The sequence below is a fragment of the Kribbella caucasensis genome (assembly GCF_004361855.1).
GTDB classification, from domain to species: domain Bacteria; phylum Actinomycetota; class Actinomycetes; order Propionibacteriales; family Kribbellaceae; genus Kribbella; species Kribbella caucasensis.
Genome location: NZ_SNWQ01000006.1, coordinates 223091 through 242970 on the forward strand (window position 1 = coordinate 223091; position 19880 = coordinate 242970).

Here is a 19880-nt window from a genome sequence, read left to right on the forward strand (position 1 = left end):
GAACGGGACACCATGGTATGCCGGGGCCACCTCGGCCCCCCAATCGGTCCCGCTCTCGCGAAGTTCAGCGCCCGGTGGCGCCGTTCGTCGTGCCGTTGTTCAGCACCGAGAGGATCTGCCGCAGGGTGGCCGGGTTCATCGACCCGTGCGCCCGGTTCACGGCGGCGTGCTTGCCCTCGGCGTACTGGCCGCTGGAGTGCTTGCCCTTGGCGTACTGAGCCTTCGCCCAGCCGAGCGTGTGCTTGCCGTTGGAGTGCTTGGCCGCGTCCTCGAACGCCGTGCCGAAGTACTCCGTCAGGCGGTCCGGCAACTCGACCGGGGAACCAGTCGGGGTCGGCAGCACCGGCTCGACCACCTCGGCCAGCTTGGACTCTATTGTGGTGGGCTTGGTCTCCTCGACCGGCTTGGCCTCCTCGACCGGCTTGGTCTCCTCGCCGGCGGGCTGATCGATGCCGGTCGGCAGCTCGGCCTGACCGCCGCCTGCGCCTTCGCCGGTGGACGGAAGCTGGGTGGGCTCGCCGGAAGGCTGCTCCCCCGGACCGTCGACCTCGTTCTGCTCGCCGGCTTCCCCGTTGGACGGCTCCTCGGTCGGCGTCGGGGTGGCCGTCGGCGGATCGGTCGGCTCACTCGTCGGCTGATCCGTGGGCTCGCTGGTCGGCTCGTCCGTCGGCTGGTCGGTGGGCTCGCTGGTCGGCTGATCAGTGGGCTCACTCGTCGGCTGATCGGTCGGTTCGCCGGTCGGCTCGTCCGTGGGCTCGCTGGTCGGCTGGTCGGTCGGTTCGCTGGTCGGCTTGACGACCGGCTTGATCTCCTGCTGGATGACCGTCGGCTTCTCCAGCTGCGGCGGCTGCGGCCGGGCGAGCGTCTTGGTCGGGCCCAACAGCCCATCCAGATCGGCGTCGAACGTCCCTTGCTTGGCCTCGCCGTTCCGCTCAGCGATCTGGTCCTCGCGAAGCTGGTTCTCCTGCTTCTCCTTGTAGTTCTTGGCGACCCTGACGATCTTGGTCTTGTCGACGACCGGCATACCGTCGAGCTGTTCCTTGGGGAAGCTGGTCTCCGGCCGGAGACCCTCGACGACCTTCTCGATCACCTTCTCGTACGGTGCCAGCGGGTCGCCGTTGACGGCGGCGGCAACCCCGGACACCGACAGCGCGGCCACCGCGGCGACGCCGAGCGCCAGGCCACGGGCGGCCACCTTGCGCGCGAACGGATCGGTGACCGGGTTCAGCGCGGCACAGCGCGCCAGGAAGGCGTCCGCGTCGTCGATCGTCTCCACCGGGAGCTCGTCCTCGACCTCCACCGCCAGCCGGAGCCCGGCCAGCAGCTTCAGGGCCGGGTCGTGCTCGGCCGCGTCCCAGGCGGACTCCCCACCGGCTGCGAGCAGGTCGAGTAGCGCGTCATCGGCTTCGATCGCGTCTAAGTCAAAGCGCTCAGCCATGCCGCTCCTCCCCTGCTCCTCGTTCCACCTTTGCCTCATGCCCCACAAACCCCCTGAGCGTGTTCAACGCCCGATGCTGTGCGACCCTCACCGCCCCCGGTGTCATCCCCAGTGCCCGGCCGGTCTCCTCGGCTGACATCCCCGCAACCACCCGGAGCCGCAGGATCTCCCGCAACTTCTCCGGCAATCTTTCCAGCAGGCCCACGATGTGCTGAACCTCTGAGTGCCTGACCGCGTGCTCCTCCGGCGTCGGCGAATCGTCGGCACCATCGGGCAGATCCGGTGTCGACACGTCCGCGGTCGCGAACTGCCGCTGCGCATCGGCGACCTTGCGCGCCGCGATCCCGTACACGAACGCCTCGAACGGCCGTCCCTCGTCGCGGTAGCGCCCGAGCGCCCCGAACACCGCTACACACACTTCCTGGGCGACATCGTCAACCATGTCGGCCCCGCCGGGGTAGGTCCACAACCTCGACCGCACATAGCGGTGGGCGACAGCGCGCACCCGGGTGAGCAGATCGTTCAGTGCCCCCGGATCCCCCTCGCCCGCCAGAGCGGCCAGATCACGGAGCTCGACCCGGTCGTGGGTGTGCGGTAATTGGACCTCGGTCACCCTCGCCCCCTCGTGTCGGACCGGTCAGCCTGAAAGATAGTAAGACCGCCAGACCCCGTTGCCTAGTGGCAATTCGTGATCACCCCCCACTTTCGACTACAACCTGTGACCTACCCCCCGGTACGACTTCCTGGTAACCGCCCACGCCACACGATCAGTGCCTTACCGACAACTCACAGTCACCCCAACAAGCTCCGCCACCCGGTGGGCGTAGTACGAGAAACTGCCCGGCTGGTCCGAAGGGGACCGGCCGGGCAGTTCGGGTGGTGCTGGGTGGAATCAGTGGCCGTGACCGTGGCCGTGACCGGCGCCGGCCGGCTCTTCTTCCTCGGGCTTGTCGACGACCAGGGTCTCCGTGGTGAGGAGCAGGGCGGCGATGGAGCCGGCGTTGGCGAGCGCGGAGCGGGTCACCTTGACCGGGTCCAGGACGCCGCTGGCGACCAGGTCGCCGTACTCGCCGGTGGCCGCGTTGAAGCCGTTGCCGGACTCCAGTTCGGCGACCTTGGCGACCACGACGTAGCCCTCGTAGCCACCGTTCTCGGCGATCCAGCGGAGCGGCTCGACGACGGACTTCTTGACGATCCGGACGCCGGTGCCCTCGTCACCGGTGAGGCCGAGGTCGCCCTCCAGGACGGCGGCGGCGTGCACGAGGGCGGAACCGCCACCCGCGACGATGCCCTCCTCGATCGCGGCCCGGGTCGCGGACACGGCGTCCTCGATCCGGTGCTTCTTCTCCTTCAGCTCGACCTCGGTGGCCGCGCCGACCTTGATCACGCAGACGCCACCGGCCAGCTTGGCCAGCCGCTCCTGCAGCTTCTCCCGGTCCCAGTCGGAGTCGGTGCGCTCGATCTCGGCCTTGATCTGGTTGATCCGGGCCTCGATGTCGTCGACCTTGCCGGCCCCTTCGACAACGGTGGTGTTGTCCTTGCTGACCACGATCCGGCGAGCGGTGCCGAGCACCTCCAGGCCGACCTGGTCCAGCTTGAGGCCGACCTCTGGGGCGATGACCTGCGCGCCGGTGAGGGCGGCCAGGTCCTCGAGCATCGCCTTGCGGCGGTCACCGAAGCCCGGCGCCTTGACGGCGACGGAGGTGAAGTTGCCGCGGATCTTGTTCACCACCAGGGTGGACAGCGCCTCGGCATCGACGTCCTCGGCGATGATCAGCAGGGTCTTGCCGGACTGGACGACCTTCTCCAGCAGCGGCAGCAGGTCCGCGACGGCGGAGATCTTGCCCTGGTTGATCAGGATGTACGGGTCCTCCAGCACCGCTTCGCCGGCCTCGGCGTCGGTGATGAAGTACGGCGAGATGTAGCCCTTGTCGAACTGCATGCCCTCGGTGAACTCGAGCTCGGTCCCGAAGGTGTTCGACTCCTCGACGGTGATCACACCGTCCTTGCCGACCTTGTCGAACGCGTCCGCGATCAGGGTGCCGATCTCGGAGTCACGCGCGGAGATGGTGGCGACGTGGGCCATGTCGGCCTTGTCGTCGACCGCGCGGGCGGTCTCGATCAGCTTGACCGAGATGGCCTCGACGGCTGCCTCGATGCCCTTCTTCAGACCCATCGGGTTGGCCCCGGCGGCGACGGCCCGCAGGCCCTCGTGCACCAGCGCCTGGGCCAGCACCGTCGCGGTGGTGGTGCCGTCACCGGCGATGTCGTTGGTCTTGGTGGCGACCTCCTTGGTCAGCTGCGCACCAAGGTTCTCGAACGGGTCGTCCAGCTCGACCTCACGGGCGACGGTGACACCGTCGTTGGTGATGGTCGGGGCGCCCCACTTCTTGTCCAGGACGACGTATCGGCCCTTCGGGCCCAGCGTCACCTTGACCGTGTTCGCGAGCTTGTCGACGCCACGCTCCAGCGCGCGCCGCGCGTTCTCGTCGAACTCGAGGATCTTCGGCATGGAAAACTTGTCCCTCTCTGAGTTTCAACCATTGGTGCTCAGCCGGCCCGTAACCGACTCCGCCCCGGCGCCGGTGATTTCGGCACCGGGGCGGTGTCAGTCAGGAACAGCGAGCGGTCGTCACTTGCTGACGACGGCGAGGATGTCGCGGGCGCCCAGGATCAGGTAGTCCTGGCCGTCGTACTTGACCTCGGTGCCGCCGTACTTGGAGTAGATGACCTTGTCACCCACGGCGACGTCCAGCGGGACCCGGTTGCCGTTGTCGTCGATGCGACCCGGACCGATGGCGAGGACTTCGCCCTCCTGCGGCTTCTCCTTGGCGGTGTCCGGGATCACCAGGCCGGACTTCGTGGTCTGCTCGGCTTCGAGCGGCGCAACGAGGACACGGTCCTCGAGCGGCTTGATCGTGACCGACACTTGCTGACCTCCACGGTCGAGTTTCTTGTTGTGTTCGTGGAACGCGCCGGCCGAGCGCACCTGCCGTCGCGGGGGTCAGGGGCCTGGCCGTTGGCACCCTCGGGTGGAGAGTGCCAAGACCGAATCTAGGCCGCGTTTAGCACTCGGTCAACTCGAGTGCCAGACATCTCGCCGGCGGGCAGACTGGGGCGGGTGACACCTGACTCGATCACGCTGCTGCTCGCATCGCCGGGGCCTGAGGTTCTGGCCGAGGCGTGTGCCGCCTACACGCCGGGCGGCGAGCTGCAGTTGATCGGGAGGCTCCGGCGCTCGTACGACGGTGCTGTGGTGACCGCCGCGGTCACGCAGGCGTCGTTGCGGCACCGGGCGGTCGCCAAGTTCGGCGCTGACGATGCAGCGCGGATGTACTTCACACCGGCCGGGTTGGAGCAGGCGACGCGTTCCACTGTTGCCGAGCACCGTGCGGCCCGGATCGCCACAACCCTGCCCGGCGCGAAGGTAGTCGACCTGGGGTGCGGGATCGGTGGTGACCTGATCACGTCGGCCCGCGCCGGCTTGCGGGTCACCGGTGTCGAACGGGACCCCGCCACGGCCGCCGCCGCACGCGCGAACCTCGCCGTACTAGGGCTCGACGGTGAAGTGGTCGAGGGCGATGCGGAGCAGCACGACGTCACGCAGTGCGAGGTGGTGTTCGCGGATCCGGCGCGGCGGGCCGACGGGAGGCGGGTGTTCGACCACAACGCCTACTCGCCGCCGTGGTCGTTCATCACCGGCCTGCTGACTGGGATCGCATGCGTGAAGGTGGCGCCGGGGATCCCGCACGACGCTGTACCCGACGGGGTCGAGGCGGAGTGGGTCAGCGATGCCGGGGAGGTCAAGGAGGCCGCGTTGTGGTCCGGCAAGCTGTACGGCGGTGTCGCACGGCGGGCGACCTTGCTGCCGAGTGGAGCGACCGTGGACACGGCCCCGGAGGCTGACGCGGGCCCTGTCGCGCAGTACATCTACGAGCCCGACGGTGCTGTGGTCCGCGCGGGCCTGGTGACTGCGGTCGCCGCTGCGGTCGACGGGTGGCTGCTGGATCCGCGGATCGCCTACGTGACCAGTCCGGTCTTGGTGGGGACGCCGCTGGCCAGTGCGTACGAGGTGGTGGAAACCCTGCCCTACAAGGAGAAAGCACTGAAGGCCTGGGTACGCGCCGAAGGCATCGGGACCCTGGAGATCAAGAAGCGCGGCGTCGACATCGACCCCGCCGTACTGCGGAAGAAGCTGGCACCGAAGGGGTCCGCGAGCGCCACCCTCATCGTGACGAGGGTCGGCCGGGACGCGGTCGCCTACTCCTGCCGCCGAATCAACCGGTGAGGTCGAGGCCGGTGCCGTTGGCGGCGCGGAGACTGAGGCGGTTCGAGTCGATCGTGTAGCTGACCTCGCCCTTCAGTGTGTCAAGGATCGCCTTCTCCAATGCAGCCGCGTCACCGTCGCACGCACGCCGCGTAGTACCGAGCTCCCCGAAGGTCAGTTTGCCGGCAGCCCGCGCCACGACACCCTGGAAGTCGTTGCAGCCGGTCGATCCGGTGACGCGCTCGCCGCTGATCGTGAGATGGGCGTTCTGCCCGCCCGGCGTCGAGGACGCGACCTCGCCGGTGATCAGCGTGTCGACCGTCCACCGAGTGCCGTCCAGCGCCAGATCCGGTTCGGCGATCTCACGGTCCTGCAGAACGATTGTGGTGTCACCCGCGGCGAGGTTGAGCTTGCCCGCATCGAGCTTCCAGGTCGGCTCCTTCTGCAAAACGCCCGCGAGCCACTCGTCTTGCGCATGGCGCGGCCCGTCACAGCCCATCTCGGTCATCGCCAGGCCGTCGGACAGCTTGAGCTTCCCGCCACCCGTCGACACCTGGCCGCTCATCGAGTTGCAACCGGCATCGGCCAGCAGCCGCCCGTCGTCCATGAACCGCAACTGGATCCGCGTCTTCGGCGCCAACTGCTTCGGCTCTCCACCCTCGGTCACCGCGGTCGACAGGTACGTCTTCCCCTTCAGCGAGGAACCGCCCACCCTGGCCTCATCCCCGCACGCGCCCAGCAGTAACACGAGCAGCCCGGCCGCCAGCACAGCGATCGCCCGATTCGTCACAGTCACACCCTGAGGACGCCGTTCGGCCCGCTCCCGTTGCACCCGTAGGGTTCCGAATGTGAGCGGACCTGAACTGGTGATCTTCGACAACGACGGCGTACTGGTGGACTCGGAGCGGCTGGCGAACACGATCCTGGCCGAACTGCTGACCGAGGCCGGTCTCCCCTACACCTTCGAGGAGGCCGTCCGCGACTTCATGGGCGGCAGCATGGCATCGATGCGCCGGCAGGCCGAGGCCAAACTCGGCCGCCCGTTGCCCGCCGAGCTGGAGGATCGCTACCACCAGCGCCTGTTCGACGGATTCGCGAACCTGCAAGCGATCGACGGCGTCGCCGAGGTGCTGGACCACTTGGATGCCACCGGCACGCAATACTGTCTGGCCTCCTCGGGGACGCACCGTCGGATCCACACGGCGCTCACGACGGTCGGGTTCTGGACCCGGTTCGAGGGGCGGATCTTCAGCGCCGAGGACGTCGCCCACGGCAAGCCCGCACCGGACCTGTTCCTGTACGCCGCGAGCACGCTCGCCGTGAAGCCGGCCGACTGCGTCGTCGTGGAGGACAGCCCGCTCGGGGTTGCGGCGGCCAACGCGGCGGGTATGAAGGTATTCGGGTTCGCGGCGATGACCGATCCGGCGAAGCTGTCGGCGGCGGACGCGATCTTCCACCAGATGACCGCCCTGCCGAGCCTGATCGAGGCCGCCTGAGACACTGGTAAGGCCATGTCTGAACCACAGAAGCGCGCCGAGGCGATCGTCGACCTCGCCGCGATCCGTCACAACGTCGCCACGCTGCGAACACGCCTGTCCTCGGCCCAGCTGATGACCGTGGTGAAGGCCGACGGCTACGGCCACGGGATGGTGCCGGTCGCCCGGGCCGCGCGGCAGGCCGGCGCCGACTGGATCGGCGCGGCGGTGCTGGAGGAAGCCCTCGACCTGCGCGCCGCCGGCGACACCGGCCCGATCTTCTGCTGGCTGACCACCCCTGGCGAACCGCTGGAGCAGGCCATTGCCGCCGGCATCGACCTGTCCGCGGGAGCGCCGTGGGAGATCGACGAGCTCGCCGCCGGCGTGACCGATCGGCCGGCCCGGGTGCACCTGAAGATCGACACCGGCATGAGCCGCGGCGGCGCCGTACCGGAGGAGTGGCCGACGCTGGTCAAGGCCGCTCTGAAGGAGGTGCGGGCCGGGCGGATCGAGATCACCGGGATCTGGTCGCACTTGTCCTCGTCCGACGAGCCGAAGAGTGCGGCGAACGAGGCCCAGGTGGCCACGTTCGCGTCCGCGGTCGACGTGGCGGAGTCCCTCGGAGTGGCTCCGGCGTTGCGTCACCTGGCCAACTCGGGCGGCACGTTGGCGTTGCCGGAGACGCATTTCGATCTCGTCCGGCCCGGAATCGCGACGTACGGGCTGTCTCCGTTCGGGCATGCGTTGCCGTCGAGCGAGCTGGGGTTGCGGCCGGCCATGACGTTGCGGGCCCGGTTCGCGATGGTGAAGCGGGTCCCGGCCGGCGCAGGGGTGTCGTACGGGCTGACCTGGACCGCGCCGAAGCCGTCGACGCTGGGGCTGATCCCACTCGGGTACGGCGACGGCCTGCCCCGGCACGCGTCGAACGGCGCACCCGTCCAGGTCGCCGGCGAACGGCACACCATCGTCGGCCGGATCTGCATGGACCAGTGCATGGTGAATCTCGGTGACGACGAGGCCGCGGCCGGCGACGAGGTGATCCTGTTCGGTCCCGGCGACCACGGTGAGCCGACCGCCGACGACTGGGCCGACGCCGCGGGCACGATCAACTACGAGATCGTCACCCGGCTCGGCGCACGCGTCCCCCGCCGGTACGTGAACGAGGAGACCGGCTGATGTCCAAGGCAGGGCGGACCGCAGGCCTGATCGGTGCCGCGGTCGGTGTGCTGGCCGCGGGCGCCGCCGCCGGTGTCGCGGTCGAGCGCCAGGTGATCGGCCGCCGCTCCGGGCAACGCGCCCAGCTGGAGGCCGAGCCGTTCGGATCACTCCGCGGTACGCCGTACGTGTTCACCGCCGACGACGGCGTCGAGCTGTACGTCGAGATCGACGAGCTGAAGCGGTCCCGCCGGCCCGAACCGCAGCGTCGCCGGCTCCGCAAGAAGCCGGCCGTTCCCGGGGATCTGACGCTGATCTTCGTCCACGGCTACGGGCTGAACATGGACTGCTGGCATTTCGAGCGCCGGGAGCTGGCCGGGATCGGCAAGATGGTGTTCTACGACCAGCGGTCGCACGGGCGGTCCGGCCGGTCGGAGAAGGAGAACGTCAGCATCGACCAGCTCGGCCGCGACCTGTACGGCATCCTGACCGAGTACGCGCCGACCGGTCCGGTGATCCTGATCGGGCACTCGATGGGCGGCATGTCGATCATGGCGCTGGCCGAGCAGCACCCGGAGTTGTTCGGCGACCGGGTGATCGGGGTCGGGCTCTGCTCGACGAGTGCGGGCGGTCTTGACGAGGTCCCGATGGCGTTGCCGGGCTGGCCCGGCCGGATCGTCCGCCGGCTCGCCACGCCGACCGTCGCCGCGCTGGCCCGGATCCCCGACGTGGTCGAGCGCAGCCGCAAGGCCGGGACCGACATCAGCTACCTGCTGACCAGGCAGTACTCGTTCGGCTCGGAGGTGCCGCCGGCGTTCACCGAGTTCGTCAACGAGATGATCGCCGCGACGCCGATCTCGGTGATCGCGGAGTTCTACCCGATCTTCGCGCTGCACGACAAGTACGACGCCCTGGAGCCGTTGCAGAAGGTGGAATGCGTGGTGATCGGCGGCGACTCCGACCACCTGACCCCGTTCCCGCATTCCGAGGAGATCGTCCGGCACGTCCCGGGCGCGGAGCTGGTCGAGGTGAAGAACTGCGGGCACCTCGGCCTGATCGAGCACCACCGCGAGTTCACCGCCGCCCTGCTCGGGATGATCGAGCGGGCCGAACAATCATTGGGACACAGATGACCGACCTGCACGTGGTGGACGCCACGGCCGAGCACGTCGACCAGATCGTGAAGGTGATCCACCACGCGTTCTCGGCCCGCCGCGTGCTCGACCCGCCGTCGACCGCGTTGTCCGAGAACGCGACCACGGTCGCGGCCGCCGTCGTGGCGTACGGCGGGTTGCTGGCCACGATCGACGGCGAGGCGGCCGGCGCGATGCTCTTCGACGAGTCCGGCGACGTGCTGAACCTGCGCCGGGTCTCGGTGAACCCGCGGTTCCAGGGCCGCGGCGTCGCCTCCGCGATGGTGGGCTGCGCCGAGGAGAACGCGCGCCGTCGTGGCCTGTCGCGGGTCCGGCTGGTCGCGCGGGTGGAGCTGCCGGACACGGTGGAGTTCTGGCGCCGGCGCGGGTACTCGGTGGTGTCGCGGGAAGGCCAGAACCTCAACTATGCCAAGGCGATGACGATCGAGCTGACCGTACCGACCGCCGACGACATGCGGGCGGCCGGAGAGGAGCTCGCGGGGCAGCTGCGGGCGGGCGACGTACTGGTGTTGTCCGGTGATCTTGGTGCGGGGAAGACGACGTTCACGCAAGGTCTTGGTGCCGGGTTGAAGGTGCGCGGGAACATCACGTCGCCGACGTTCGTCATCTCACGGGTGCATCCGTCGCTGGTCGCTGGTCCTGCCTTGGTGCATGTGGATGCTTATCGACTTGGTGGGATCGCCGAGCTGGACGATCTCGACCTGGACGCCAGCCTGGACGAGGCGATCACAGTGGTCGAGTGGGGGCATGGGCTGGCCGAGTCGCTGGCGCCGGATCGCCTCGACATCGTGGTGACGCGAGGCGACGACGACAGCGACGAGACGCGGGATCTGCGGATCAGTCCGGCCGGGGCGCGGTGGGCGGCGACCGGTCTTCGGTTGACCGCTCTGGAAAGGGGCTGACGTGCTGCTGGCTTTCGATACGTCGAGTGCTGCGGTCACTGTGGCGCTGGCCGATCCGGACACGGGCGCGGTCGTTGCTTCCTCCACTGTTGTTGATGCTCTGCGCCATGGTGAGCTGCTGGCGCCTGCGATCGCCGCAGCTCTTCAGGAAGCCGGTTGCCGGCCCGCCGATCTGACGCGCATCGCTGTCGGGGTTGGGCCCGGGCCGTTCACGGGATTGCGGGTCGGGCTGGTGACGGCGCGGACGATGGGGGACGCGCTGGGCATCGAGGTCGCCGGAGTCTGCAGCCTGGACGTCCTCGCACGGCAGTCGTCGCTCGCGCTGCCCGTCGCAGTCGCGACCGATGCCCGACGCAAGGAGATCTACTGGGCCCTGTACGACGGTCCCGCGGCTGATGGGAGTCGTCGGAGGCTCGAGGGGCCGGCGGTGAATCGTCCGGCCGATGTGGCTTCCGTGCTGGCCGGGTTGCCGGTGATCGGGCGTGGTGCGGTGCTCTATGCGGACGTACTCGGTCTCTCGGGCGGCGACGTGGACGAGTTTCCGTCGGCCGAGGTGCTCGCTGTTGGGGTGGCCACTGGGACGTTACCGGTGGTTGCGCCGGATCCGCTGTACCTGCGGCGTCCCGATGTCACGATGGCCGGCGCCCCGAAAAGCGTGCTGCCCAAGTGAGACCGGCGATCCGTCCCGCTGTCGCGGCCGATCTCGAGTCGGTGGTTTCGCTGGATGCCTTGTGCTTCAAGTCCTCCTCGGGCGCGTGGAGCGCGGTGTCCTGGGCGGACGAGTTCAGCCGGTCGGATCGGGTGGTGCTCGTGGCCGACGAGGGTGCTGTGGTCGGGTATGTGGTGTTGTTGGTGCCTCCGTTCGCCGAGGATCCGGTGGAGCTTCTGCGGATCGCGGTGACGCCGGCGGAGCGTCGTACCGGGATCGCCTCGCAGTTGATGTCGGCGGCGTTGTCGGTCTGCGCGGGGCGGGACATTCTGCTGGAGGTTGCTGCGGGCAACTTCGCGGCGGTGAAGCTCTACCAGGGTTACGGTTTCGGGGAGATCAGCCGGCGGGCCGGGTACTACGCCGGTGGCGAGGACGCTGTCATCATGCGACGGCAGGAGAAGGACAATGACTGAGAACGAGCCGCTGATCCTGGGGATCGAGACATCTTGCGACGAGACCGGGATCGGCATCGTCCGCGGCCAGACGTTGCTCGCCGATGCGGTCGCGTCGAGCGTCGACGAGCACGCACGCTTCGGCGGTGTCGTACCGGAGGTTGCTTCGCGCGCCCATCTGGAGGCGATGGTGCCGACCATCCGCCGCGCGTGCGAGACGGCCGGAGTCCAGTTGTCCGACGTCGACGCGGTCGCCGTGACGAGCGGACCGGGGTTGGCCGGCGCGTTGCTCGTCGGGGTCGCCGCCGCGAAGGGACTCGCCTTGGCGATCGACAAGCCCTTGTACGGCGTGAACCACCTCGCCGCACACGTTGCCGTGGACACGTTGGAGCACGGTGATCTGCCGAAGGGATGCGTCGCGATGCTCGTGTCCGGTGGGCACTCGTCGTTGCTCGCGGTCGAGGACATCACGGACGGCGTCCTGCCGATGGGCAGCACCATCGACGACGCGGCGGGCGAGGCCTTCGACAAGGTCGCGCGGGTGCTCGGCCTGCCGTTCCCGGGTGGTCCATATGTCGACAAGGCGGCACGAGATGGTGGGGATCGGCTGTACGTGACCTTCCCGCGCGGGTTGACGAGTCAGCGGGATCTGGAGCGGCATCGGTTCGATTTCTCCTTCTCTGGTTTGAAGACCGCGGTGGCTCGATGGGTGGAGGCCCGTCGCCGGGACGGTGAGGACGTGCCGGTGAACCACGTGGCCGCGGCGTTCCAGGAAGCGGTCTGCGATGTGCTCACGCGGAAGGCGATCGACGCCTGCAAGGATCGCGGTTACGAGCACCTGCTGATCGGTGGCGGCGTCGCGGCGAACTCCCGGCTCCGCCAGCTGGCCGAAGAACGGTGCACCGAGGCCGGGATCGCCGTACGGGTGCCGCGACCCGGGTTGTGCACGGACAACGGGGCCATGGTTGCCGCACTCGGTTCGGAACTCGTTCGGGCCGGGAAGTCCCCGTCTCCGTTGGACCTGCCGGCCGACTCGTCGATGCCGATCACGATGGTGGTGAACTGATGGTGCAGTGGGTGCATGAGGGGTACGTCGCTGACGACGATCCGGGGCGGCTCGACCTGGACGTGATCCACGGATTCCTGCGTACGGCGTACTGGTCGGCGGGGATTCCGCGGGACGTGGTGGCGCGGTCGGTCGAGGGCAGCCTTTGTCTGGGGGTGTATTCGCCTTCACCGGAGGGTCAGCAGGTGGGGTTCGCACGGGCGGTGACGGATCGGGCGACGTTCGCGTGGATCGCGGATGTCTTCGTCCTGCCGACGCATCGGGGACACGGCCTCGGCCGCTTCGTGGTGTCGACCTTGCTCGGTCATCCCGAACTGCAGGGCTTGCGGCGGACGATGCTGGCCACGGCCGATGCGCACGAGCTGTACCGGTCGTACGGGTTCGCAGACCTGCCGGATCCGAGCTGGTTCCTTGCGGTGAGCAAGGACGCGGCTGTGCTGTACAACCAGGCATGACCGGCTCGGGGGTTCCAATCCTTTGACGGCGCCGGGGGTCGACCTGGTGGCCGCGCCGAGCGACGCCACCGACCTGGTCCTGCTCGCCCACGGCGGCCTGGAACGGTCCCTCGCAGCACCTCGCGCCTGGCGACCCCCGATCCTTCGCATGTGGCCGTTGGCGCTCGCCGCCCGCTCCGCCGCACCTGACGCAGCGATCGGCCTGATGCGCTACCGATACCGCGGCTGGAACGCCCCCTCGGCCCATCCAGCGGAGGACCTGCGAACAGTCCTCGACCGCCTGACCACCCGCTTCAACCGCGTCCTCCTGATCGGCCACTCGATGGGCGGCCGCGCAATAATTGCCGCTGGCAACCACCCGCTGGTGTCCGGCGTTCTCGCCCTCGCTCCCTGGCTCCCCGATGGCGAACCACTGGTCGCCCTCCGAGGCCCCGTAGTACTGGCCCACGGCGACCTCGACCGCATCACCGACCCCCGCCAGACCGCCCAGTACGCCGCCCGCCTCCGAATCGCCGGTCACCCCGTCGGCCTCCTCACCGTAACCGGCGAAAAGCACGCCATGCTGCACCGATCCCCCGACTGGTCCGAACTAGCCCACCGCTTCGTCGACCACGCCCTGACCGCCACCCCTTGCGACTGGCTCAGCATCACGCCTTCCCGCGTAGACCCGCTACCCCACTGGAACCCCACCAGCTCACTCACCACCGGCATCCGCGACATCACCATCGCCCGCCTCCGTCTCCACGTCGTCTCCCGCCTCTAAATCCCTTATTTACAAGCCCTTCTGGCACCGAGCGGATTTGCCATGTCGCTCAGCGTAACATAAAGTCGATCACATGTTCGAAGGCGACTTGTCAGGGCTCACTGCGGCCGAGGTGCTCACCTCGGCCGCGGAGCATCACGCCGTGGCCCGCGAGCACGAGGTGAGTGTCCTTGTCCATGCCCAGCAGTTCGCCGCCCTCCACACCGTCGACAGGCTGCCTCGCCGCGACCGCGGCGGTCAGCGTGACCGGGCGCGTGGCCGGGAGCGGGGTGTGGTGCTGGGCGGTGCGGGCTGCCCCGAGATCGCGGAGTTCGCACCGGCCGAGTTCGGCGCCGTCGTCCTCGGCGTCTCCGCCGGCGTCGCCGCCGAATTCGTCGGCCAGGCCCTGGCCCTGCTGCACCGCCTCCCCCGCTGCTGGGCCATGGTCCAGGCCTACGAGGCAACCCCGTGGAAGGCCCGCAAGATCGCCACCGCCTGCCTCGACCTGTCCCTGGAGGCCGCCGCGCTCGTCGACCACGAAGTCGCCGGCATCATCGACTCGGTCACCCCGGCCCGGCTCACCACCATCGTCAAGGCCGCCCTCTGGAAAGCCGACCCCGAAGCCGCCGCAGCCGCCGCGAAACAAAAGCAACGCGAACGCGGCGTCTACGTTGGCCAGTCCGATGAGAACGGCACCAAGGCCATGTACGTGCTGGCCGCCTCCGGTGACGTGATCCGCTTCGACGCCACCATCAACTCGATCGCCGACGCCCTGAAGACCCTCGGCGACACCGACCCGCTGCGCCTGCGCCGGGCCAAGGCGATCGGCATCCTCGCCGACCCCGACTACGCCCTCGCCCTCCTCACCGCCGCCCAAGAAGCCCGCACCGCAGCCACCGCCCCCGCCAACCCGCCCCGGCCCGCAGACTCCGCCGATCCGCCCGCCGATGCCGCCGCGCCCGTCGATCCGGCCGCGCCCGCCAACCCCGCGCCCACGAACCCGGCGGCCGACCCCGCACCGTCCGCGGCTGCCGCCGCCTCGACCGACCCGGCAAGCGCCAGGCGCCCGGACTCCCCGGCCACCGCCGCCGCCCGCCCCAGTGCGTCCGCGCGCCCCGCGGCCGCGGTCGATTCCGCGGATCCTGCCCACACCGCGGACCCCGCCGACCCGGCGGACCCGGTCGACTCCACCGATCCCTCAACTTCTGCGAACCCCGCACGCCCCACCCGCCCCGCCGACGACCTGGCCGCCCCGGTCCATGCCGGACCCGCCGCCACCAACGACCCGGCCGATGCCGCGGCCCCGGTCGACCCGGTCGGTCCCGCTGAATCCGCGCACTCGACCGACCCCGTCGACGACCCCGACCTGGGCGAGTGGTGGATGCGGGAACCCGACGACGAGTCCGATCTCGACGCACCACACCCCAGCACCAGCGACCTGCCCGACCCCCTCGACACTCCACCCCGCCGACCACCAAGGGGCCCGGGAACTCCACCCACACCACCATCGACGACGATGACGCCGAGCCGATGGACACCGCCGCACGCCGCGCCCTCAACGCCACCCTCGCCCAACTCAACGGCGTCATCCCCGGCCCAACCTCCACCGGCCAGGCGCCAGGCGATCAGGGCAAAGGGGATCGCGGTGCGGCCGCACACGGCGGGCCTGCGCACGGTGGCACTGCTCAAGGTCGTGCGGCTCGGGGCGCGAGCAGTCGGATGGGCGGGACCGTGGTCTATGTGCACCTGACCGACCAGACCCTCGCCACCGGCACCGGCGTCCTGCGGGTGGAGAACCTCGGCCCACTCCTCGCCGACCAGCTCGCCGAACTCATCGGCCACCGGCCGTACGTGGTGAAGCCGGTGATCGACCTCAACCGCAACATCAGCGTCGACGCCTACGAGATCCCGGCCCGGATCCGGGAACGCATCAAGCTCACCTACCCGGTCGAGCAGTTCCCCTACGGCACCGCACACACCACCAACACCACCGACCTGGACCACATCCACCCCTACGATCCCCTCGGACCAACAGAGCAGACCTCCACCACCAACCTCGCCCCGCTGCGCCGGTTCACCCACCGCCTGAAAACGCACGGACGCTGGCAGGTCCGCCGCCTCGACGACGGTGCACTGGAATGGACCAGCCCACACCAGTTCACCTTCCGGGTCGACCACACCGGCACCCACCCGACCCGCACACCGCCAACCTGAGGCACCGAGCCGCACGAACAGTTCCGCCGTGCTCCTCCCCAAATGCCTGCACCCCTCCCACCACCAAAGCGGATTGGGCCGCAGACGTCTGCCGCCGACCACGTCTTGCGGGAGCTCTTCATTGGAAAGGCGATGACCGGAGCAGATGCGCGGGAGCCTTGCCGAATGCCATGCCGGAGGTCGGGCTTGTGAGCTTGCCCTTAGCAACAATCGGGCTTCACCTGGGTCTGTCGTGGGTCTGCCTGCAGGCAGCGGGGTGCACGATCTACTCGCGGCTGATGGGCCGGCCGAGTTCCTGAGCGTCGCCGCGGGTGAGCTCCAGGTCATCGACGTTGCCGGGGAGTGCGCCAGCTCTTGTTCGACCGGAAGGCATGCAAGTCGCCGTCGCGGCTACCAACGCGCTGTTCGCGACGCCGATAGGTTCGCTGATCGCTGGACACGGCGGGCGTATTGGAATCCTCCCGCAGCGCGGGGAAGGGCGCGGCAGGTATAGCCGGGACCGGGGTTCGCCACTTGGTCCCGGCAAACGGTCAGCGGCCGGCCGGATTCGTGGTCAAGCCTCATCCCCCGAGGTGAACGGCGTGCTGCACCCGCATGACGCCAACACGAAGTCCCCGCCCCTCATCCCATCACTCATCCTTCCGCCCTCGCCCCCCATCCCCCGCGCCCTCGGCCCTCGCCAGGACCTCGCCAGGACCTCACCCGGATCTCGGCCGGCGCCTCATCCCTCGCGCCCCTTCCCCGGACCTCGGCCGGCGCCCTCATCCCCGCGCCGTCGTCTTCGACCCATCCGGCTGGGCTTGAGGTGTGGGGCTCGCCGCTGACGGGTTGCCTCACCGCTAGCAGGCTGTTGGATCGGTGGCCCGTCGCAACCCGCCATTAGTCATGCAACCGGCCGGCGGCACCCCGCGGCCCCGGTCGCCGATCTGAGGTCTTCCTGGCGGGCAGGGGAAGGTTGAGGTGGGACGACGGCGGGGCGGGCGAGCGAAGACGGGGGCGCATCATGGGCGAGGGCGGGCCCATGTTGCGCCGGTGTCGGGGTCAGGACTTGGTGGGGGTGGCGGAGGAGTGGTGTTCGGTGATCAGCCATTGGTCGCCGATTTTCTCGTAGACGTAGGTGAAGCGGGCGGGGACCTTGGTCTGGGTGCCGCTCTTGTCGGTCACGGTGAAGGTGTAGTTGCCGCTTTGGGCGGCCGCGTCCTCGTCGATGATGCGGACTTGGGACTCGGTGATCGTCCCGGTCGGCTTCTTGGGGAGGAAGTCCTTGGCGAAGTATTCCTTGATCTCTTCGCGGTTGGTGCGGACGACGGGGCTCAGGGTCGGCAGCAGTACCCCGTTGTCGGCGTACAGGTCGGCCACACCCTGGGGTCGCCCTTCAGGGCGGTGTTCCACTGGTCGAAGAGAGCGGCGATCTCCTGCGTTGAAGGCCTAGCCGCGGGGGCAGTGCCCGCCTCGTCGGTGCTGCTGCAGGCGGTCAAGGCGGTCACGGCGACCAAAGCAATAGTGGTGATCGTCGCGAGGCGGATGCGGCGGGCAGTGGGGGCGGTGGGGGCGGTGGGGTTCCTCAATGGTGTTTCTCCTTGTCTGGTGACTTTCTCGATGCCTCCAGACTTCCGTTGCGCCATGCAACGATCAGCCAGGGAAAGGTGAGGATTCCCCAGGATCGTGTCAGCGTTTGGCGGGCGGTTGCCAGCCGCCCAGGCCGATCCCGGTACCAGGTGGGCCTGCTCGCCAGAATCGGTCGAAGGCGCGGCCGCGTTGCTCGTCCGTCATCCCGGCACCCTCGTCGCGGATCTCCAGGTCGACCGTCGGGCCGTGGCGGCGGGCTCGTAGTACGACGGTGCTGCCGGCGGGTTCGGCGCGGGCCAGGGTGAGCAGGCCTTCAACCATTCGGCTCATTCGGTGGATTTCGGCGTCTACGGTGGCGATCCGTCACTCAGCTGTGGGTCGTCGCTGGTGTCGCGGATGTTGTCGAGGGTCAGGCGCATGGCCGCGAGCGGCATACGGAGCTGGTGTGGGGCGTCGGCGACGAACGCGCGTTGCGAACCCAGCAGCGCGTCCGTCTGGCGGGCACTGTTGTTGAGCGTCCGCGCCAGCGTCGCGATCTCGGGCGGGCCCTTGGTCTCGGCGCGGGCCGAATAGTCGCCGTCGCCGAGGCGGCGGCCACCGCCTCCAGGTGCTTGAGCGGGCGGGCGATGGTGCTGGCGATCAGTACGGCGATCGCGGTCGCCGCCAGCAGAACCCCGCCGCCCACGAGCAGACGGAAACGCCAGATCTGCTCGATCTGCGCGTTGACCTCGGCGGCCGGCGATCGCACCGAGTTGCTGAGCAGCGACGGGGGCCGCGACAACTTGGTCCCGCATGCCGTACGCCGCGTGACCGCCCGGATCCGCGCCACCAACTCGCGCAACCCGAACGGCTTCGAACACGTAGTCGTCCACCTCGGCCGCAGGATGCGAGGCCAGGGCCTCAGCCCCAGTGGTCAGGTCTGCGAATCGGCAGAATTTGGCACAGATCCCGTCAGGACCCAATGGGTTGCCGCTGGGAGGTGCCGGGCAATGTCGAGGGCTGTGATGGGGCCCCGGGATGCAGCCAGTTGGGCAGCGGCCGCGTGCAGGTAGGCGCCGACGGACGCTGCGTCGATGGGGGTTAGACCGGCCGCCAAGAGGGAGCCGCAGAGGCCGGCCAGGACGTCGCCGGAGCCGGCGGTGGCGAGCCAGGGGGTGGCGTTGGTGTTGACCCGGAGCTGGCCGTCGGGGGCGGCGATGACGGTGGTCGAACCCTTCAACAGGACGGTCACGTCGTACCGCTCGGCGGCGAGGCGGGCGTGCTTCAACCGGGCGGCTTCGACGGTCGAGCGGTCTACGCCCAGGAGGCGGGCCAGCTCGCCGGCGTGCGGGGTGATCAGAACCTGGGTGTGGTCGCCGGATTCGTCCAGGGCCCGCACACCATCGGCGTCGAGGAGGACTGGTTCCTCGGCGTCGAGGAGTTCGCGGACCGCTGCGATGTCCAGTTCGTCGCCCAGGCCGGAGCCGATTGCCCAGGCCTGGACTCGGCCATCGCCGGCGACGACCTCGGGGTGGGAGGCCCGTACTTCGGCGGCGACGGCCGCGGGGCCGACGTACCGGAGCATGCCGAGCGGGCCGGACAGGGCGCCGGCGGTGGCGATGACGGCGGCTCCGGGGTACTGCGCGGATCCGGCGATCAGGCCTAGGACGCCGCGGGAGTACTTGTCGGACTCGGCGGACGGGGTCGGGTAGAGGTCGCGGATGTCTGCCGGTTGAAGGGCCGAGGCGGTCGCCGGTGGGAGATCGAGGCCGATGTCGATGAGGTGGACCGGGCCGCAGGCGGTCGCGGCGGGATCGATGAAGTGGCAGAGCTTGTGGGTGCCGAAGGTGACGGTGAGGGCGGCGTTCACGTGCGGGGCGGGGGTTTCGCCGGTGTCTACGTCGACGCCCGATGGGCTGTCGACGGCAACGATCGGGACGCCGTGATGTTCGGCCTGCTCTACCGCGGCGAGGGCGTCTGGGCGGAGGCCGGGGCGGCCGCCGATACCTACGATGCCGTCGACAACCACGTCTGCGGCGGCGATTTCAGCAAGACCACCCACTCGGCCACCGGCGGCTTTCAGTGCGGCGAGGCCGGAGGGATGCGCCTGGGAGGAAAGGAGGATCGCAGTTACCTGGGCGCCTCGACGGGCCAGCTGAGCGCCGGCGTACAGGGCGTCGCCGCCGTTGTCGCCGGATCCGATCAGGAGGACCACGCTTGCGCCGTACACGTGGCCGAGGAAATTGCCGATGGCAACGGCGAGGCCGGTGGCGGCGCGTTGCATCAGGGTGCCTTCGGGGAGCCGGGCCATCAGGTCGGCCTCGGCGGCGCGGACCTGGTCGACGGTGTGCGCGTACCGCATC

The 19880-nt window shown here is 69.4% G+C and carries 21 protein-coding genes; 12 read left to right on the forward strand and 9 right to left on the reverse strand.

The window, feature by feature from the left end:
- Positions 1-64: 64 nt before the first annotated feature.
- The 4 genes from EV643_RS46690 to groES all read right to left on the reverse strand — a co-directional run bounded on the left by EV643_RS46690 (position 65) and on the right by groES (position 4367).
- Positions 65-1438 (reverse strand): PT domain-containing protein, encoded by a 1374-nt coding sequence (locus tag EV643_RS46690; protein ID WP_133800624.1) that lies wholly within the window; start codon positions 1436-1438, stop codon positions 65-67.
- Positions 1431-2051 carry an RNA polymerase sigma factor ShbA gene (gene shbA / locus EV643_RS14725; RefSeq protein ID WP_133800625.1) on the reverse strand — a complete coding sequence of 207 codons (621 nt, stop codon included), beginning with the start codon at positions 2049-2051 and terminating at the stop codon, positions 1431-1433. Before shbA ends, EV643_RS46690 begins: the two co-directional genes overlap by 8 nt.
- Positions 2052-2330: 279 nt before the next feature.
- Entirely contained in the window at positions 2331-3950 is a 1620-nt protein-coding gene (gene groL / locus EV643_RS14730; RefSeq protein ID WP_133800626.1) for a chaperonin GroEL, read from the reverse strand.
- Positions 3951-4070: 120 nt separating this feature from the next.
- Positions 4071-4367: a co-chaperone GroES gene (groES, locus tag EV643_RS14735; protein WP_077014935.1), complete on the reverse strand. Its 297-nt coding sequence runs from the start codon at positions 4365-4367 to the stop codon at positions 4071-4073.
- A gap of 192 nt (positions 4368-4559) precedes the next feature.
- On the opposite strand from groES, the gene EV643_RS14740 reads away from it, so the two are divergent.
- Positions 4560-5726: a class I SAM-dependent methyltransferase gene (locus tag EV643_RS14740; protein WP_133800627.1), complete on the forward strand. Its 1167-nt coding sequence runs from the start codon at positions 4560-4562 to the stop codon at positions 5724-5726.
- On the opposite strand, the gene EV643_RS14745 is transcribed toward EV643_RS14740, so the two are convergent.
- Positions 5716-6495 (reverse strand): META domain-containing protein, encoded by a 780-nt coding sequence (locus tag EV643_RS14745; protein ID WP_238165586.1) that lies wholly within the window; start codon positions 6493-6495, stop codon positions 5716-5718. The genes EV643_RS14740 and EV643_RS14745 overlap by 11 nt on opposite strands.
- Before the next feature lie 58 nt (positions 6496-6553).
- Here EV643_RS14745 and EV643_RS14750 point away from each other — a divergent pair, with 58 nt between their 5' ends.
- The 11 genes from EV643_RS14750 (at position 6554) to EV643_RS14800 (ending at position 15969) form a co-directional block, all read left to right on the forward strand.
- Positions 6554-7201 carry an HAD family hydrolase gene (locus tag EV643_RS14750; RefSeq protein ID WP_238165587.1) on the forward strand — a complete coding sequence of 216 codons (648 nt, stop codon included), beginning with the start codon at positions 6554-6556 and terminating at the stop codon, positions 7199-7201.
- 15 nt (positions 7202-7216) lie between these two features.
- Complete coding sequence (gene alr / locus EV643_RS14755; RefSeq protein WP_133800628.1) at positions 7217-8356, forward strand: alanine racemase; 1140 nt, start codon at positions 7217-7219, stop codon at positions 8354-8356.
- Positions 8356-9468, forward strand: a complete 1113-nt coding sequence (locus EV643_RS14760) for an alpha/beta fold hydrolase (protein ID WP_133800629.1) — start codon at positions 8356-8358, stop codon at positions 9466-9468. Before alr ends, EV643_RS14760 begins: the two co-directional genes overlap by 1 nt.
- On the forward strand, positions 9465-10391 hold the full coding sequence (gene tsaE / locus EV643_RS14765) for a tRNA (adenosine(37)-N6)-threonylcarbamoyltransferase complex ATPase subunit type 1 TsaE (RefSeq protein ID WP_133800630.1): 927 nt from the start codon (positions 9465-9467) through the stop codon (positions 10389-10391). The genes EV643_RS14760 and tsaE overlap by 4 nt, the downstream gene beginning before the upstream one ends.
- A 1-nt stretch (position 10392) precedes the next feature.
- Positions 10393-11061: a tRNA (adenosine(37)-N6)-threonylcarbamoyltransferase complex dimerization subunit type 1 TsaB gene (gene tsaB, locus EV643_RS14770; RefSeq protein WP_133800631.1), complete on the forward strand. Its 669-nt coding sequence runs from the start codon at positions 10393-10395 to the stop codon at positions 11059-11061.
- Positions 11058-11513 carry a GNAT family N-acetyltransferase gene (locus tag EV643_RS14775; protein WP_133800632.1) on the forward strand — a complete coding sequence of 152 codons (456 nt, stop codon included), beginning with the start codon at positions 11058-11060 and terminating at the stop codon, positions 11511-11513. The genes tsaB and EV643_RS14775 overlap by 4 nt, the downstream gene beginning before the upstream one ends.
- Positions 11506-12558, forward strand: coding sequence for a tRNA (adenosine(37)-N6)-threonylcarbamoyltransferase complex transferase subunit TsaD (tsaD, locus tag EV643_RS14780; protein WP_133800633.1), 1053 nt, complete (start codon positions 11506-11508; stop codon positions 12556-12558). The genes EV643_RS14775 and tsaD overlap by 8 nt, the downstream gene beginning before the upstream one ends.
- On the forward strand, positions 12558-13013 hold the full coding sequence (locus EV643_RS14785; RefSeq protein ID WP_133800634.1) for a GNAT family N-acetyltransferase: 456 nt from the start codon (positions 12558-12560) through the stop codon (positions 13011-13013). Before tsaD ends, EV643_RS14785 begins: the two co-directional genes overlap by 1 nt.
- A gap of 22 nt (positions 13014-13035) precedes the next feature.
- Complete coding sequence (locus tag EV643_RS14790; RefSeq protein ID WP_133800635.1) at positions 13036-13776, forward strand: alpha/beta hydrolase family protein; 741 nt, start codon at positions 13036-13038, stop codon at positions 13774-13776.
- Positions 13777-13849: 73 nt separating this feature from the next.
- Positions 13850-15505 carry a hypothetical protein gene (locus EV643_RS14795; protein ID WP_133800636.1) on the forward strand — a complete coding sequence of 552 codons (1656 nt, stop codon included), beginning with the start codon at positions 13850-13852 and terminating at the stop codon, positions 15503-15505.
- On the forward strand, positions 15475-15969 hold the full coding sequence (locus tag EV643_RS14800) for a hypothetical protein (RefSeq protein WP_133800637.1): 495 nt from the start codon (positions 15475-15477) through the stop codon (positions 15967-15969). The genes EV643_RS14795 and EV643_RS14800 overlap by 31 nt, the downstream gene beginning before the upstream one ends.
- Before the next feature lie 1041 nt (positions 15970-17010).
- On the opposite strand, the gene EV643_RS44850 is transcribed toward EV643_RS14800, so the two are convergent.
- The 4 genes from EV643_RS44850 to EV643_RS14820 form a co-directional block, all read right to left on the reverse strand.
- The gene (locus EV643_RS44850; protein WP_238165588.1) at positions 17011-17361 is read right to left on the reverse strand and encodes an SgcJ/EcaC family oxidoreductase; all 351 of its coding nucleotides are present in this window, start codon (positions 17359-17361) and stop codon (positions 17011-17013) included.
- A gap of 276 nt (positions 17362-17637) precedes the next feature.
- Positions 17638-17868, reverse strand: coding sequence for a sensor histidine kinase (locus tag EV643_RS14810; RefSeq protein ID WP_133800638.1), 231 nt, complete (start codon positions 17866-17868; stop codon positions 17638-17640).
- Between the two features lie 17 nt (positions 17869-17885).
- Complete coding sequence (locus EV643_RS44855; protein ID WP_202869557.1) at positions 17886-18410, reverse strand: HAMP domain-containing protein; 525 nt, start codon at positions 18408-18410, stop codon at positions 17886-17888.
- A 41-nt stretch (positions 18411-18451) separates the two neighbouring features.
- Positions 18452-19879, reverse strand: a complete 1428-nt coding sequence (locus tag EV643_RS14820; protein WP_133800639.1) for an NAD(P)H-hydrate dehydratase — start codon at positions 19877-19879, stop codon at positions 18452-18454.
- Position 19880: the final 1 nt, after the last annotated feature.